18 protein-coding genes are annotated in these 14,098 nt (G+C 66.6%); 10 read left to right on the top strand and 8 right to left on the bottom strand.

All coding sequences use genetic code 11. The features are described 5' to 3' along the window. Positions 1–22 precede the first annotated feature (22 nt). The 8 genes from ASG67_RS00535 to ASG67_RS00500 form a co-directional block, all read right to left on the bottom strand. A complete protein-coding gene (locus ASG67_RS00535; protein WP_056523833.1) occupies positions 23–778 on the bottom strand; it encodes a sigma-70 family RNA polymerase sigma factor in 756 nt (251 codons plus the stop codon). After that, positions 775–2,850, bottom strand: a complete 2,076-nt coding sequence (gene flhA, locus ASG67_RS00530; protein WP_056523831.1) for a flagellar biosynthesis protein FlhA — start codon at positions 2,848–2,850, stop codon at positions 775–777. The genes ASG67_RS00535 and flhA overlap by 4 nt, the downstream gene beginning before the upstream one ends. Position 2,851: 1 nt before the next feature. Beyond that, positions 2,852–3,694: a hypothetical protein gene (locus tag ASG67_RS00525; RefSeq protein WP_056523828.1), complete on the bottom strand. Its 843-nt coding sequence runs from the start codon at positions 3,692–3,694 to the stop codon at positions 2,852–2,854. A gap of 66 nt (positions 3,695–3,760) precedes the next feature. Next, positions 3,761–4,075 carry a flagellar protein FlgN gene (locus ASG67_RS00520; protein ID WP_200940678.1) on the bottom strand — a complete coding sequence of 105 codons (315 nt, stop codon included), beginning with the start codon at positions 4,073–4,075 and terminating at the stop codon, positions 3,761–3,763. After that, positions 4,062–4,361, bottom strand: coding sequence for a flagellar biosynthesis anti-sigma factor FlgM (gene flgM, locus ASG67_RS18130; protein ID WP_082543296.1), 300 nt, complete (start codon positions 4,359–4,361; stop codon positions 4,062–4,064). Before flgM ends, ASG67_RS00520 begins: the two co-directional genes overlap by 14 nt. An 81-nt stretch (positions 4,362–4,442) precedes the next feature. Continuing rightward, a complete protein-coding gene (locus ASG67_RS00510; protein WP_056523822.1) occupies positions 4,443–4,949 on the bottom strand; it encodes a flagella basal body P-ring formation protein FlgA in 507 nt (168 codons plus the stop codon). After that, positions 4,946–5,446 carry a hypothetical protein gene (locus ASG67_RS00505; RefSeq protein WP_056523811.1) on the bottom strand — a complete coding sequence of 167 codons (501 nt, stop codon included), beginning with the start codon at positions 5,444–5,446 and terminating at the stop codon, positions 4,946–4,948. Before ASG67_RS00505 ends, ASG67_RS00510 begins: the two co-directional genes overlap by 4 nt. After that, positions 5,443–6,102 (bottom strand): MotA/TolQ/ExbB proton channel family protein, encoded by a 660-nt coding sequence (locus tag ASG67_RS00500; RefSeq protein ID WP_056523808.1) that lies wholly within the window; start codon positions 6,100–6,102, stop codon positions 5,443–5,445. Before ASG67_RS00500 ends, ASG67_RS00505 begins: the two co-directional genes overlap by 4 nt. 263 nt (positions 6,103–6,365) lie before the next feature. Between ASG67_RS00500 and ASG67_RS00495 the strand changes: the two genes are divergently transcribed. Genes ASG67_RS00495 through flgK form a run of 10 tightly spaced genes read left to right on the top strand, consistent with a single transcriptional unit; the run spans position 6,366 to position 14,098 of the window. Next, positions 6,366–6,707, top strand: a complete 342-nt coding sequence (locus tag ASG67_RS00495) for a flagellar basal body rod protein FlgB (protein ID WP_056523805.1) — start codon at positions 6,366–6,368, stop codon at positions 6,705–6,707. 1 nt (position 6,708) lies between these two features. Then, positions 6,709–7,119 (top strand): flagellar basal body rod protein FlgC, encoded by a 411-nt coding sequence (gene flgC, locus ASG67_RS00490; RefSeq protein WP_056523802.1) that lies wholly within the window; start codon positions 6,709–6,711, stop codon positions 7,117–7,119. Positions 7,120–7,121: 2 nt separating this feature from the next. Continuing rightward, positions 7,122–7,802 (top strand): flagellar hook assembly protein FlgD, encoded by a 681-nt coding sequence (locus ASG67_RS00485; protein WP_056523799.1) that lies wholly within the window; start codon positions 7,122–7,124, stop codon positions 7,800–7,802. 25 nt (positions 7,803–7,827) lie between these two features. Continuing rightward, positions 7,828–9,096: a flagellar hook protein FlgE gene (locus tag ASG67_RS00480; RefSeq protein ID WP_056523796.1), complete on the top strand. Its 1,269-nt coding sequence runs from the start codon at positions 7,828–7,830 to the stop codon at positions 9,094–9,096. 23 nt (positions 9,097–9,119) lie between these two features. After that, positions 9,120–9,866, top strand: coding sequence for a flagellar basal body rod protein FlgF (locus ASG67_RS00475; protein WP_056523794.1), 747 nt, complete (start codon positions 9,120–9,122; stop codon positions 9,864–9,866). Positions 9,867–9,877: 11 nt separating this feature from the next. Continuing rightward, positions 9,878–10,666 carry a flagellar basal-body rod protein FlgG gene (gene flgG / locus ASG67_RS00470; protein ID WP_056523791.1) on the top strand — a complete coding sequence of 263 codons (789 nt, stop codon included), beginning with the start codon at positions 9,878–9,880 and terminating at the stop codon, positions 10,664–10,666. After that, a complete protein-coding gene (locus tag ASG67_RS00465) occupies positions 10,663–11,334 on the top strand; it encodes a flagellar basal body L-ring protein FlgH (protein ID WP_235534976.1) in 672 nt (223 codons plus the stop codon). Before flgG ends, ASG67_RS00465 begins: the two co-directional genes overlap by 4 nt. Further along, positions 11,334–12,428 carry a flagellar basal body P-ring protein FlgI gene (locus ASG67_RS00460; protein WP_056523785.1) on the top strand — a complete coding sequence of 365 codons (1,095 nt, stop codon included), beginning with the start codon at positions 11,334–11,336 and terminating at the stop codon, positions 12,426–12,428. Before ASG67_RS00465 ends, ASG67_RS00460 begins: the two co-directional genes overlap by 1 nt. After that, positions 12,425–12,748, top strand: coding sequence for a rod-binding protein (locus ASG67_RS00455; RefSeq protein ID WP_056523784.1), 324 nt, complete (start codon positions 12,425–12,427; stop codon positions 12,746–12,748). Before ASG67_RS00460 ends, ASG67_RS00455 begins: the two co-directional genes overlap by 4 nt. A 9-nt stretch (positions 12,749–12,757) precedes the next feature. Then, on the top strand, positions 12,758–14,098 hold the full coding sequence (gene flgK / locus ASG67_RS00450) for a flagellar hook-associated protein FlgK (RefSeq protein ID WP_056523783.1): 1,341 nt from the start codon (positions 12,758–12,760) through the stop codon (positions 14,096–14,098).

The raw sequence follows: 14,098 nt of genomic DNA, 5'->3' as shown, positions 1-14,098 counted from the left end.
ACGCGCCCTCGACCACAGGCCGTCAACGGCGGGCCATCGCCTTTTTCAGCCGGGCATGCGCCGATCCCTTGATCTGGCAGACCCGCGCCGCGCCGACGCCCAGCACCAGGCCGATCTCCTCCAGATTGAGTTCCTCGACATAATAGAGCTGGATCACCTGCGCCTCGCGTTCCGGCAGCGCAGTGATCGCGGCGATCAGGCGGTCTCGGGTCTGCCCTTCGGACAATTGCTCGAACGCATTGGGCGTGTCGTCGGCGAACCATGGTAGGTCGTCGGCATAGACCTCGTCGATCGAATCGAAGCGGACCGCCTCGGCCGTCTGATACTCGGCCCGCAACCGCTCCACCGTGACGCCCAGATGGGTGGCCACGGCCGCCTCGGTGGGCGGCGTGCCGGTGGCGTCGGTCAGTTGCCGGATCGCGGCGCCATATTGCCGGCGGCGGCGCATCGCCCCGCGCGTCGTCGTCGCCTGACGTCGCAGTTCGTCGATCATCGCGCCGCGCAGCCGCGTCGCCAGATATTGCCGGAACGTGACCTGACCGCGATCCTCGAACCCCGCCGCCGCCTCGACCAGCGCGACGAGGCCGACCTGAACCAGATCCTCCACCTCGACCAGCGTGCTCATCGCACCGTGGACGTGCCACGCGATGCGGCGGACGAGTGGCAAGTGCTGGCGGATCAGCGCCTCACCCTCGCCGCCCGGCCGCTGGCCGGGGCGATAGGTGAGCGGCAGCGGCGTCGCCTGATCGAACGCCGTGGTCATCGGTTCGGCGCTCATGCGGCCAGCGCCTGTACTGGCTGATGCGCGCCGATGACCGCGACGACCTCGACCGCCTTGTCTTCCGGCACCTCGAAGAACGACAGCACCGGCGTATCGGGCAGGCAGGTCCTGAGCAGCTTGCGCACCGCGATGCGGATCGACGGCTGCACGACGAGCGCGAAGGGCTTGCCCTCGGCGATCAGCGGCTGCGCGGCGTTTTGCAGCGCATCGACGATGCGACGGCCCAGATCGGGTTCGATGACGTGGCGGCGCGACGTATCGGCGCGCATCGCCTGTCCCAGCAATGCTTCCAATTGTCCCTCCAGCGTCATGACGCGCAACGGTTCACGCACACCGCACAGTTTCTGGATGACGAGCGGCCCGATGGTCGGCCGGATCGCCTCCATCAGATCCTCGGGATCCTGCGTCCGCTGTGCAGCGACCGCGATCGCACTGGCGAGGCGGCGGAATTCCTTCAGCGACACCTGCTCCGCCAGCAGCCCCTTCAGCACCTGCGTCAGCGCGGTGAGCGGCAGCGGTTGCGGGCAGAGCGAGGCCACCAATTGTCCGGCGCGATCCTTCAGCCCGTCGAGCAGCGACTGCACCTCGTCGGGGCCGAGCAGGTCGGCGGCGTTGACGCCCAGCGCGTGGTTCAGGTGAGTCGCCATCACCGTGCCCGGATCGACGACCAGATAGCCCGCGCCGGTCGCCGCATCGGCATCGCCGGACGCGATCCAGGTGGCCTCCAGCCCGAAGGTCGGGTCTTTGGTCTGCTTGCCGCGCAGTGCGCCGAACGCCTGGCCCGTATCAAGCGCCAGCATCTCGTCCGGCGACACCTGATCCTCGCCGACGCAGACGCCGTTGACCATGATGCGATAGGTATAGGGGGCCAGATTGATATCGTCGCGCACCCGGCATTGCGGCACGACGAAGCCCAGTTCCTTCGACAATTGCCGCCGCACGCCGGTGATCCGACCCATCAGCGGCGCACCGCGACGTTCATCGACCAGCGGCACGAGGCCATAGCCGATGTCGAGGTTGACCTGCATGCCCTCGGTCACTTCATCCCAGCCGATCCGCGACGGATCGACCGGTTCGGCCACCGCGGGGGCCGCGACGATCATGGGGCGGCGTTCGATCTGGCGCAGCTTCCACGCGGCGAACCCGGCGATAGCGGCGGCGGTCAGGATCACGAGATGCGGCATGCCTGGCAGCAGGCCGAGCAGCGCAAGAATGCCGGCGACCGGCGTCCAAGTGCGCGGGCTGCCGAACTGACCGCCGATCTGGCCGGCGAGATCCTTGTCCGACGAGACGCGGGTCACGATCGCGGCGGCGGCGATCGACAGCATCAGGCTGGGCAACTGCGCCACCAGCGCGTCGCCGATCGCCAGCAGGATATAGGATTTGGCGGCGGCAGCGATCGTCATGCCGTGGCTGACCGGACCCAGGATCAGCCCGCCGATGACGTTGGCGGCCAGGATCAGCATCGCGGCGACGGCATCGCCCTTCACGAATTTGGACGAACCGTCCATCGAACCGTAGAAATCGGCCTCGGTCGATACCTCGACCCGGCGCGCCTTGGCTTCGTCGGGAGTGATCAGGCCGGCGTTCAGATCGGCGTCGATCGCCATCTGCTTGCCGGGCAATGCGTCAAGCGTGAAGCGGGCGGACACTTCGGAGACGCGGCCGGCGCCCTTGGTCACGACGATCAGGTTGATGATCATCAAAATCGCGAAGACGAAGATGCCGACGACGTAATCGCCACCGATCAGGAAGGTGCCGAATGCCTCGATGACATGGCCTGCCGCGCTCTCGCCCTCATGGCCGTGCACCAGCACGATGCGGGTGGAGGCGACGTTCAGGCCGAGCCGGAACAGCGTCGCGAACAGCAGGACGGTGGGGAAGGACGAGAAATCGAGCGGCTTCTGCGCATTGAGCGCGACCATCAGCACCGCGAGGCTGATCGCGATGTTGGCGACGAAGAAGATGTCGAGCAGCACGGCCGGTATCGGCACGACCATGACGACGACCAGCAGCAGGATCGCCAGCGGCAGGGCCGCACCGCGTGCCTGACCGAGAATCTTGCCCATCTCAGCCACCCATCCGTGCGAGCATCAGGTAGGCGAGCCGCGCGGTTTCCGGCGTCGGACGCAGGACGCTCGCCTTTTCCGTCCCCAGCCGGCCGAGTGTCGAATTGGCCCAAGCGATGGCGTCGGTGGCGCTCTGGTTGTTGCCGGTGATGACGGTGGTGTCGCCATCGAGCGCCAACGCCTGCGCGGCGAACGACAGGTTCGCTGCCCGCGTCTCGGTCACGCTGTCGGCGCCCTGCCCCAGTTTGGCGGCGAAGCGCTGATAGATCGCCGATAGCGACCGGGGCGATCCGTCGGCGTTATTGAACACGCCGGGATTGGCGCGCGCGGCGCCGGGAAAAAGGGCCGCGCCGCTGGCATCCGGGTTCGATTGCATCGCCGACAGGAATTTGGTGGCGCCACCCAGGCCCAGGAAATGCGCCATGTAGAGATCAGTGCCGGTGGCATCGCGGCCCAACGTCCCCTCCAGCGCGTCCTTGTTGTCAGAGGCGTGTTCGGCGGCCATCAGGCTGGCGGCGGCGGGATCGTTACGCAGCGACAGGATCGCCTGTCGGGTGCCGGCATCGGTGACGGTGTAGCGGCCTGATCCGTTCTGGCCGATCGCATCGGCGGCCCAGCCGAGGCCATGTTCGGCGCCGTGCTTCTTCACGACCGCCAGCCAGCTCGATTCAATGAATTGGTAGAGACCGGACGCGGAGGAAGAGCCGGCATGGGCGGCGGCGTTCAGTCCGCTTTCGACCTTGGCCTGCCCGAGCAGATAGTCGAAATCCACGCCCGTCCGGCTGGACGCAAAGCGGATCGCGGACTGGACGCGGCTGGTGGCTGATGGATTGACTGCGGTCACGTTGGCTGGATCATCCCTGTTCTACGGGATCACCAGCAAGGGTCGTGCCAGTTCAGTCGAAATCCATCAGGCGAAGGCACCGCGCAGCATGGGCCGGTGGGCGGCAAAGGCATCGCCGGTCAGGGTTTGCAGGCGGCGGCGGGTATTTGCCGCCATCAGGTTGACGTAGATCCGGCAGGTTTCGTTCAGACGGCTCGCCTCGTCGGCCAGCTCGCGCATGTCGGGGCCGGCCGGGCCGGTGCCGGCGGCGGCGATCGCATCGATCCCCGATAGTTTGTCCGTCGTCGCGCGTTCCAGCGCGCGCACGTCGTTCGCCTTCAACGCGGCGATTTCAGCATGGAGGGCGTCGATTACCGACACCAGGGCATCACGCCTTGTCATTGGCATTCCAGTCCAGTTTCAGGGCGATCAACCGATCGGCGATCGTGGAGGGAACGAGTGGGAACGTGCCCTTGGCGATCGCCGCCTTGATCGCGGCGACGCGTTCCACATCCACCGGTGGCGACGAGGCCAGCGCCTTGGCCAGCGCGGGCGAGCGAGCGGCGGCCACGTCGGTGGCCGACGCGGCAACGCGCGGCTCCGTCGCCGCGGCACGCACCTGCGCCATCGTCGTCGACAGTATGGCGCGCGTCGCGCTTCCCGTAATTGTCCTGCCTATCGCTTCCATCACGCCCGTACCTTCCGGTTCCTGACAGCGGAGGAAACGGCCGGACGCGCGATGGCTTTAGCATTTTGTTGAGAGAATGATTCATTGCCAGCCGGGCAGGGTCGCGCGACCGGCGGCAACGGCCACCGCCTGCACCGGCGCGGTGGCGCCATCCACCCGGACGCCGAAGCGGGCACCGGGGGCGGCATCGCCGATCGCCACCCCGTCGCGGCTGATCGCGAAGCCGTTCGACCCCGCCTCGATCGTCACCGCATCGCCGCGCCGGATCACCGGTTCAGCCTTCGCCATAGGGGACGGTCGCGGCGTGGCGGGTGCCGCGCCGGCGGCGGCGGACGCTCGACGGACGGGAACGAACAGTCGCCAGTCGGGGCCCGAGCAGGCGACGATGACCGCATCATGCGCCTCGCTGCGCCATGACAATGCCACGGTCGGGCAGGTACGCAGGCGCAGGCGGGCGTCGATGCCGGCCTGCGCCCCGCCTTCCTCGCCCGCCGCATGACCGGCAAAGGCGGCAACCGCACGGTCGAGCGCGGCAATATCCTGGAAGCTGGCAGTCGCAGCGGCGGCGAGAAGGAGCAGCGGGATCATGGTCGGGTCCTTGGCGGCTCACCGGCAAAGGCGAGCGTGACGGTGACGGCCGGCGGGCCGGCGGTGGTGGCGATCAGCACGCGGGCGGGCGCGATCGGTGCGATGACGGCAGCGACGGCGCGGGCACGATCGGTGGCGAGCAGGGTGGCCGAGCCGGTGACGGGATCGACGTCACCACCCTGCCCCGCTGCGCCGGTAACGGTCAGCGTGACGCGCGGATCGGCCAGTTGCGCGCGGGCCCAGTCGGACAGCGCCGCTGGATCGTGCGGCAGGGCGGCCGATCGCGGCGCGAACCCGTCGATCCGTGTCGCGGCGACCGCCATCGGCGCATCGGCGACTGGACCGGCGAAACCGGTGCGCAGCGACTGGGCGAGCGAGGCGGGCTCGATCCGGCTCGACTGGAGCAGGACAAAAAACCCGACCAGCAACAGCGCCAGATCGGCGAGCGTCACCAACCATAGCGGCCGTGCCGGCGGTGCATCGGGCCATTCGGTCATGCGACGCTCTGCAACGGATGGCCATGCGGCAGGCGCGGGGTTTCCCGTTCAGCAAGCGCGACCAAAGGTGCGTCAAGCCGTACCCGCTCAAGCGCCTCCGCCCGACCGGCGGCGCGCAGGCGAGCGGCGATGGGGGCGAGGATGAAATTCGCCAACAGCGCGCCGTAAAGTGTGGCCAACAGGGCGACCGCCATGCCAGCACCGATCGCGGCGGTGTTTTCCATATCGGCAAACATGCGGGCGAGGCCGATCAGCGTGCCGACCATGCCCATCGCGGGCGCGGCCTCGGCGGCGGCGGCCCACATCTCGGCGACGGCGACATGGCGTTCGATGCGGTTGCCGCGGCTGGCGCGGACGATCGCCTCCACCTCGACCGCCGTCGATCCATCCACAATGGCGACGACCGCCAGTGCGATATCGGGATCGGTGATGACGGTGCGGTCGAGCGCATGGACGCCGTGCCGTTGCGCGATACGCGACAGGGCAGCGACCTGACGAAGCAGCGGCTCGGCGGAGAAGCGGCGACGACGGAGCACGACCAGCGCGCGTATTCCGCGCACCATATCGCGAAGGGGCGTGCGGAGGATGCTGGCGACCACCGTCCCGCCGACGACGACGGCGAGCGCGACCGGATCGTAGAGTGTGGCGACCTGCATACCGCTATCGTCTGCAAGGGGCGGGCCAGTTGCGATCTGACATGGCGACGTACTCCCTACTACTGTTAGGCCGTCCTTCCTGTCTTCACGCGAATGACGGTCGTTGTGACTGGGGGCGAGCGACAGCGGTTGCCGTTGTCCGGCAATCCGTTGCCGGATGCGTTGCCGACGGGCTGCCGCCCCTGCCTTCCCGCCTCTTGCGACGAAACTGGCACGGCCATTGCTTAGTCACGGTTGCGTCAATCGGGACGCGGGAGGCCGGCATGGCAGGTGATACGCTTTTCGGGGTTCATGGCGCGGCGCTGGAAGTGCGCTCGCAGCGCATGGGTGTGCTCGCTTCGAACATCGCGAATGCGTCGACCCCCGGCTTCAAGGCGCGCGACGTCGATTTCAAATCGGCGCTGGCCTCGCTGGAAGGCGGTCAGGACGGCATCGACGCCGCGACGAAATATCGCGTGCCGATGCAGACGTCGATGGACGGCAATACCGTCGAACTATCGTCCGAACAGACCGCGTTCGCCGAGAACGCCGTACAGTACCAGACGACCCTGTCGTTCCTGAACGGGCGGATCAGCCAGATCACCCGCGCGCTGAAGGGGGATTGAGATGGCCGGTCAGCCGATGACGATCTTCCAGGTCGCAGGCCGCGCGATGAGCGCGCAGCTCGTCCGCATGAACACCACCGCCTCCAACCTCGCCAATGCCGGCGACGTCGCCGGCTCCGCCGAGGCGGCGTACAAGACGATGAAGCCGGTGTTCCGCACCAGCTTCGATCACGCGAGCGGCATGGCGACCGTCGATGTGGAGCGCGTCGTGACCGCCGGCAGTGAGCCGACCAAGCGGTACGACCCCAGCAATCCGATGGCGGACAAGGACGGCAACATCTTCGAGGCCGCCGTCGACGAGACGCGCGAGCTGGTCGACATGATGGAGACCGCCCGCGGATACCAGAACAATGTCGAAGTGATGCAGACGGCCAAGTCGCTCATCATCGATACCCTCAAGCTCGGGCGCTGACGATGGTCGCTACATCCTTTGATTCAACGCTCGCCAATCTGGGCATCACCCGCACCTCCACCTCGAAGGTGACGTCGGCAAGTGCCTCGACCTCGCTCAACCAGTCCGATTTCCTGACGCTGATGACCGCGCAGATGAAGAACCAGGACCCGTTCAACCCCGTCGACAACACCCAGATGGTCGCACAGATGGCGCAATTCTCGTCACTCGCCGGGATTTCGGAGATGTCGACGACGCTGAAGTCGATCTCGGACAAACTGGGCGCGACCACCGCATCGGACGCGATGGGCTATATCGGCAAGACGGTGCTGACCCCCGGCACGACCGCCTATGGCCGCAGCGGCGGCGGCCTGACCGGCGCGATCGAACTGAGCGGCGCGGCCAGCGGCACGACGGTGACGATCAGCGACGAGAACGGGCAGGTGCTGAACCAGCTCGATCTCGGCAAGCAGGCGCAGGGCACCGTCACCTATGACTGGGACGGCAAGACCACCACCGGCGCGGATGCCGGCAGTGGGCCGTTCAAGGTCACGGTCAACGCCCAGAACAGCGGCAAGACGGTCGCCGCCACCAACCTGGTCTGGGCGCCCGTCGCCTCCGTCTCGACCACCACCGGCATTGCGGTGCTGACGTTGCCGGGCATCGGCGACGTCCCCGTCAGCGCCGTCCGCCAGATCGGCTGATCCCCCTTTTTCCCGGAGACCCACCATGTCCTTCTACACCTCGCTTTCCGGCCTTCAGGCCTCACAGACCGAAATGGCGACGATCAGCCACAATCTGGCCAACGTCGCAACCAACGGCTTCAAGAAGAGCCGTACCGAATTCGCTGACGTGATCGCGTCGTCCGTCTCGCTCAACCCCGCCCAACAGGTCGGGTCGGGCACAGTCGTGAAGGCCAACCGTCAGCAGTTCGGCAACGGCAACTACGTGCAGTCCGCCAACACGCTGGACCTCGCCGTCTCCGGTGACGGCTTCTTCGTGGTGAAGCCCGAGGTGGACGGCGCGCGCGTCAATTTCACGCGCAACGGTGGCTTTCTGGTCAACAGCGAACGCTATGTCGTCGATTCGCAGGGGTCGCATCTGCAGGTCTATCCGGTCGACGGATCGGGTTCGGTGGTCGCCACCGGCACTGACGCGGCACGCAGCCTGCAATTGCCGGAGACGAGCGGCACCGCGGTTCCGACCAAGAACGTCACGATGTCGCTGAACCTGAACGCCAACGCCGCCATCCCGGCCGCGACGAAGTTCGATCGGTTCGATCCGACCAGCTACAACCAGTCGTCACAGACCACGATCTATGACACCAGCGGCAACGCGCTGACGCTGACCAACTACTTCACCCGCGCCACGACGCCGTCCACCAGCACCGACGATTCGACCTGGACGGTCCACAGCTTCGTCGGCGACAAGCAGTTGACGAGCGGCGGGGCGGACAAGGTGACGCTGACGTTCAATCCGTCGGGCGCGCTGACGTCGCCGCTGGGCAATATCTCATACGACGAGTTCTCGACCGCAGGATCGACCGCCAACCAGCAGTTCTCGTTCCAGTACGGTGTCGACACCACGCAGCTATCGCAGCCGTTCAGCGTCACCGCGCGCGGGCAGGACGGCAAGGCGGTCGGCCAGATCCAGGGCGTGTCGATCGACGAAAAAGGCATCGTGAAGGCGAGCTTCTCGAACGGCGATACCCAGGCGCTGGGCCAGGTGATGCTCGCCAATTTCTCCAACCCGGAAGGCTTGCGCCAGTTGGGCAACAGTTACTGGCAGGCGACCGGCATTTCGGGCGACGCCAAGCTGGGTTCGGCCGCGAGCAACGGCTTCGGCAGCCTGATGTCGGGTACCATCGAGCGGTCGAACGTCGACATCACCGAGGAACTGGTCGGCCTGATCGCGGCACAGCGCAATTTCCAGGCGAACGCCAAGGCGCTGGATACCGCCAGCCAGATCTCGCAGACCATCTTCAACATCCGTAGCTGATCCGAAGGCGACGGGAGCACCGCATGGACAAGCTGATCTACACCGCCGCCACCGGTCTGCGGGCGCACATGGCGTCGCAGGCGGCGATCGCGAACAACATGGCGAACGCGTCGACGACCGGCTTTCGCGCCGATCGCGTCGTGTTCGACCGGATCGAGCTGAAAGGCGGCGGCAGCACGATCGAGGCGCGCTCGCCGACATCGGAGGAAGTGACCGACGCCGACCGGACCGAGGGTGCGATCCAGCAGACCGGCCGGCCGCTTGATGTCGCGATGACCGGCGATACCTGGCTGGCGGTGCAGGCAGCAGACGGCAGCGAAGCCTATACCCGGCGCGGCGATCTGGAGGTCGCGCCGTCGGGCGTGCTGCAGACCGGCGACGGGCATATCGTGATGGGTGAATCCGGGCCGATCACGCTGCCGCCCAGTAGTTCGATCAGCATCTCCGCCGATGGTTCGATCTCGATCGTGCCGCAGGGGGGCGATGCCACGCCGCAGATCGTCGACCGGCTGAAACTGGCGTCGACCAAGGGGTCGGACACGGTGAAGGGTCTCGACAACCTGCTGCGCGTACGCGGTGGCGGCACGCTGCCGGCCAATCTGGACGGGACGGTCACCGGCGGTGCGCTGGAGGGATCGAACGTCAACATGACGCAGGCGCTGGTCGACATGATCGAGAACCAGCGCAGCTATGAAGTAACGGCCAACATGATGAAGTCGGCCAAGGACATGGACGAAAGCGGTGCATCGCTGATGCGCCTGCCGAGCTGAGGGATTAGCCAATGACCACCGCCGCCATGCATATCGCGCGCACCGGGCTCGACGCCCAGGACATGCGCATGCGCGTCATCTCGAACAACCTCGCGAACGTGAACACGACGGGGTATAAAAAGGACCGGGCGGCGTTCGAGACGCTGTCCTATCAGGTCGTGACCGCGCCGGGCGCACAGTCGACCAGTGAGACCAAATACGCGACCGGCCTGAATCTGGGCACCGGCGTCCGTATTCAGGGCACCGCGCGGATCGATACGCAGGGGTCGATGCAACAGACGGGCAACAGCCTCGATCTGGCGATGGACGGCGACGGATATTTCCAGGTGCAGTTGCCCGGCGGCCAGCTGGGCTATACCCGCGCCGGCAATTTCTCGCGCTCGGCAGAGGGTCTGCTGGTGACGGCGGAGGGGTATCAGGTGATGCCGGGGATCACCGTTCCCGAGGGCACGACCGCGATCACGATCGGCAACGATGGCACCGTGTCGGCGACCGTGCCGGGACAGACCGAGGCGAGCCAGCTGGGCCAGATCCAGGTCGCGAATTTCTCGAACACCGCCGGTTTGCAGTCGAAAGGCGACAATTACCTGCTGGAGACCGCGGCATCGGGTGCGGCGAATGTCGGCGTTCCCGGCGTCGATGGCCGCGGCACGGTGCGGCAGGGAATGCTGGAGGCGTCAAACGTCAACGTCGTCGAGGAACTGGTCGACATGATCGAGACGCAGCGCGCGTACGAGGTCAATTCCAAAATGATCTCCGCCACGGACGACATGCTCAAATATGTGAACCAGAACCTGTGAGGCACATCGCGCTCCTGATCGTCGCGACATTGATCGCGACACCGGCGCAGGCCGGGCTGTTCGGCAAGAAGAAGCCGGCGGAGGATTTCTCCGCCGCGCACCCGCCGGCTCCGGTGGCGATGCCGATCGCGGCGACGGGATCGATCTTCGCCGCCGGCGACGGCTATGCCGCGCTGTACGAGGGCTGGCGCGCGCGCCGGGTCGGCGATCCGCTGACGATCGTGCTGGTCGAGCGCACCGCTGCGTCGAAGTCGGCCGGCTCGAAGCTCGACTCAAAGGGAGAATTCAGCATCACGCCGCCGAGCGCCGGGCCATTCAAGCTGTTCAGCAAGGCCGAAGCGTCCGCCAGCGGCAATCGCGGCTTCGATGGCAAGGGATCGACCGATCAGGCCAATTCGCTGTCGGGCGAGGTCTCGGTCACGGTCGCGGCGGTCTATCCCAACGGCACGATGCTGGTGCAGGGGCAGAAGCGCGTCACGCTCAATCGCGGCGACGAGTTCGTGCAGATCAAGGGTATCGTGCGGACCGCCGATGTCGATCTGAACAACCGCGTCCCATCCACCCGCGTCGCCGATGCCCAGATCGCCTATACCGGCAAGGGCGATGTCGCCCGCGCCGGCCGGCAGGGCTGGCTGTCGCGGTTCTTCTCCGTCGTGAGTCCGTTCTGATGATCCGGCTTTTTCTCGCCAGCCTCGTCGCGCTGTGCCTCGCCGTTCCCGCCTCGGCCGACCGGATCAAGGATCTGGGAGGATTTCAGGGCATCCGGTCGAATCAGCTGACCGGTTATGGTGTCGTTGTCGGCCTGCCCGGCACGGGCGACGACAATCTTGAATATACGGTGCAGAGCCTGAAGGCGGTCACGTCGCGCTTCGGGTTCCAACTGCCGCCGGGGGCCAATCCGGGGATGAAGAACGCAGCGGTGGTGATGATTACCGCCGATCTGCCGCCCTTCGCCAAGCCCGGCCAGCGGCTGGACATCACCGTGGCGTCGATGGGCAAGGCCAAATCCTTGCGCGGCGGCAGTCTGATCCTGACGCCACTGCTGGGCGCGGACGGCCAGATCTATGCGATGGCGCAGGGCAATCTGGCGGTCGGCGGACTGGGGGCCGAGGGTGCGGACGGATCGAAGATCGTCGTCAACGTCCCCTCGACCGGCCGTATTCCCGAAGGTGCCACCGTCGAACGCGCAGTCGCGACCGGGTTTGACACCGCGCCGACGCTGACGTTCAATCTGGCGCGCGCGGATTTCACCACTGCGCAGAATGTCGCGGGCGTCATCAACCGAACGCTGGGCGCCGGATCGGCGCAGGCGATCGATGCGGTATCGGTCGCGGTGCGGGCGCCGGAAGGGGCGAACGTGCGATCGACGCTGATGTCGACGATCGAGAACCTCGATGTCGTGTCGGCCGAACCGTCCGCCCGCGTAATCGTCAACGCGCGCACCGGCACCGTCGTCATCAGTTCGGCGGTCCGCGTCGGCCCGGCGGCAGTCACGCACGGCAAGCTGACAGTGCGGATCGACGAGAACCAACGGATCAGCCAACCGGCGCCGCTGTCCGGCGGCCAGACCGCGGTCGAGCAACGATCGAACGTGTCGGTCGAAGAGGAAAAGAAGCCGATGTTCCTGTTCGCGCCGGGTCCGAAACTGGCCGATGTCGTCAACGCGGTGAACGCCATCGGCGCCAGCCCCGCCGACCTCGTCGCGATCCTGGAGGCGCTGAAGGAAGCCGGCAGCCTGAAGGCGGAGTTGATCGTGCTATGACCGACCTTCCCGGCCTTCCCGCCGCCGTCTCGTCCACGACGGGCATCGGCACCGACAACAGCCGGCTGAAGAGCAAGGCCAATCTGGAACAGGCAGGCGCGCAGTTCGAGGCGGTGTTCACCGGCATGATGCTGAAATCGATGCGCGCGGCCAAGCTGGCCGATCCGCTGTTCGATTCGAAGGCGCTCGATACGTTCCGCGACATGCAGGACCAGAAGACGGTGGCGGCGATGGCACAGCATACGCCGCTGGGTATCGGCAAGGCGATGACCGCCTTCCTCTCCCGATCGCAAGGTGATCTTAACGACTCCCGGCAATAATTGCCGGGTATGAGTGACCTCCTGTCCATCGGCGCCTCCGGCGTCCGCGCGTATCAGACCGCGCTGTCCGTCGTCGGCGAGAACGTCGCCAATGTCGGCGCGACGGGATATACGCGGCGCAGCATCCGGCTGAGCGAGATGGCGGCGGGCACCGGCGCGGTCGAAATCAACGGCGCCGGCAACGGCGTGCTCCTGACCGGCGTGACGCGGGCAAGTGACGTTTATGCCAGTGCCGCAGTCCGGACGGCGAGCGCCGACCTGTCGCGCACCGAAAGCGGCGCGACATGGCTGGACCGGATCGAAAAGGCGCTGACCGGCAACCAGTTGACCGGTCGCGTGACCAGTTTCTTCGCCTCGTCCACCAGTCTCGCGGCCGAGCCCGACTCGAGCGCGTTGCGCACCGGGATGCTGGGTGCGGCCCAGTCGGCTGCGACCGCCTTCACGGCCACGGGAGCGGCGTTCGACCAGATCGCGACCGATCTCGACACGACCGCGCGGCAGGCGACGACCAGCCTGAATTCGCTCGGGGTCGCGCTCGTCCGCATCAACGACGGTCTGGGCCGGACCACACCCGGCACCACCGCGTCTGCGCAATTGATCGACCAGCGCGACCAGATCCTCGACCAGATGAGCGCAATCGTCGATGTCGGCGTCAGTTTCGATGCGCTTGGCCGATCGACGGTGAAGCTGGGCGGCGCCGCCGGCCAGACATTCGTCGGTGCCGACATCGCCGGCCGCGTCGCCTATTCCCGCAACAACGAGGGCGCGGTGGTGCTCGCGTTGTCCTATGGCGGCGAGCGGATGATGGTCAGCCCCAATGGCGGTGCGCTGGCCGGCATCGTCGACGGCGCGCTGAAGATCGCGCAGACCCGTGACAGCATCGAAACGGTCGCCAAGGATTTCGTCACGCAGGTCAACGCCAACCAATTGGCCGGTGACGACCAAAAGGGCGCGCCCGGCACCGCGATGTTCGCCACCGGCACCCGGCCGACCGATATCAGCGTGACCATGACCGAGGGCAGTCAGATCGCCGCCGCCAGCCGTGGTGGCGGTGCCCGTGATTCGAGCAATCTCGCCAAGCTGGAACAGGTACGGCTGGGTCGCGGTTACGAATCGTCGCTGACGTCGACGATCACGCAGAATGCCACCGCATACGAGCAGAAGAAGATCATCGCCGACGCGCAGAGCGCGATCCGCGACGGAGCGAACAGTGCGTTGAGCAGTGCGACCGGCGTCAATCTGGACACCGAAGCGGTCGAGCTAATGCGGTTCCAGCAGGCATATCAGGCATCCAGCCGCGTGATCCAGATCGCGCGCGACACGCTGCAAACCATATTGGACATCAGGTAG

Origin of the sequence: Sphingomonas sp. Leaf339, assembly GCF_001426195.1 — a bacterium.
GTDB lineage: Bacteria > Pseudomonadota > Alphaproteobacteria > Sphingomonadales > Sphingomonadaceae > Sphingomonas.
This window is presented reverse-complemented; position numbering and strand designations above follow the sequence as displayed.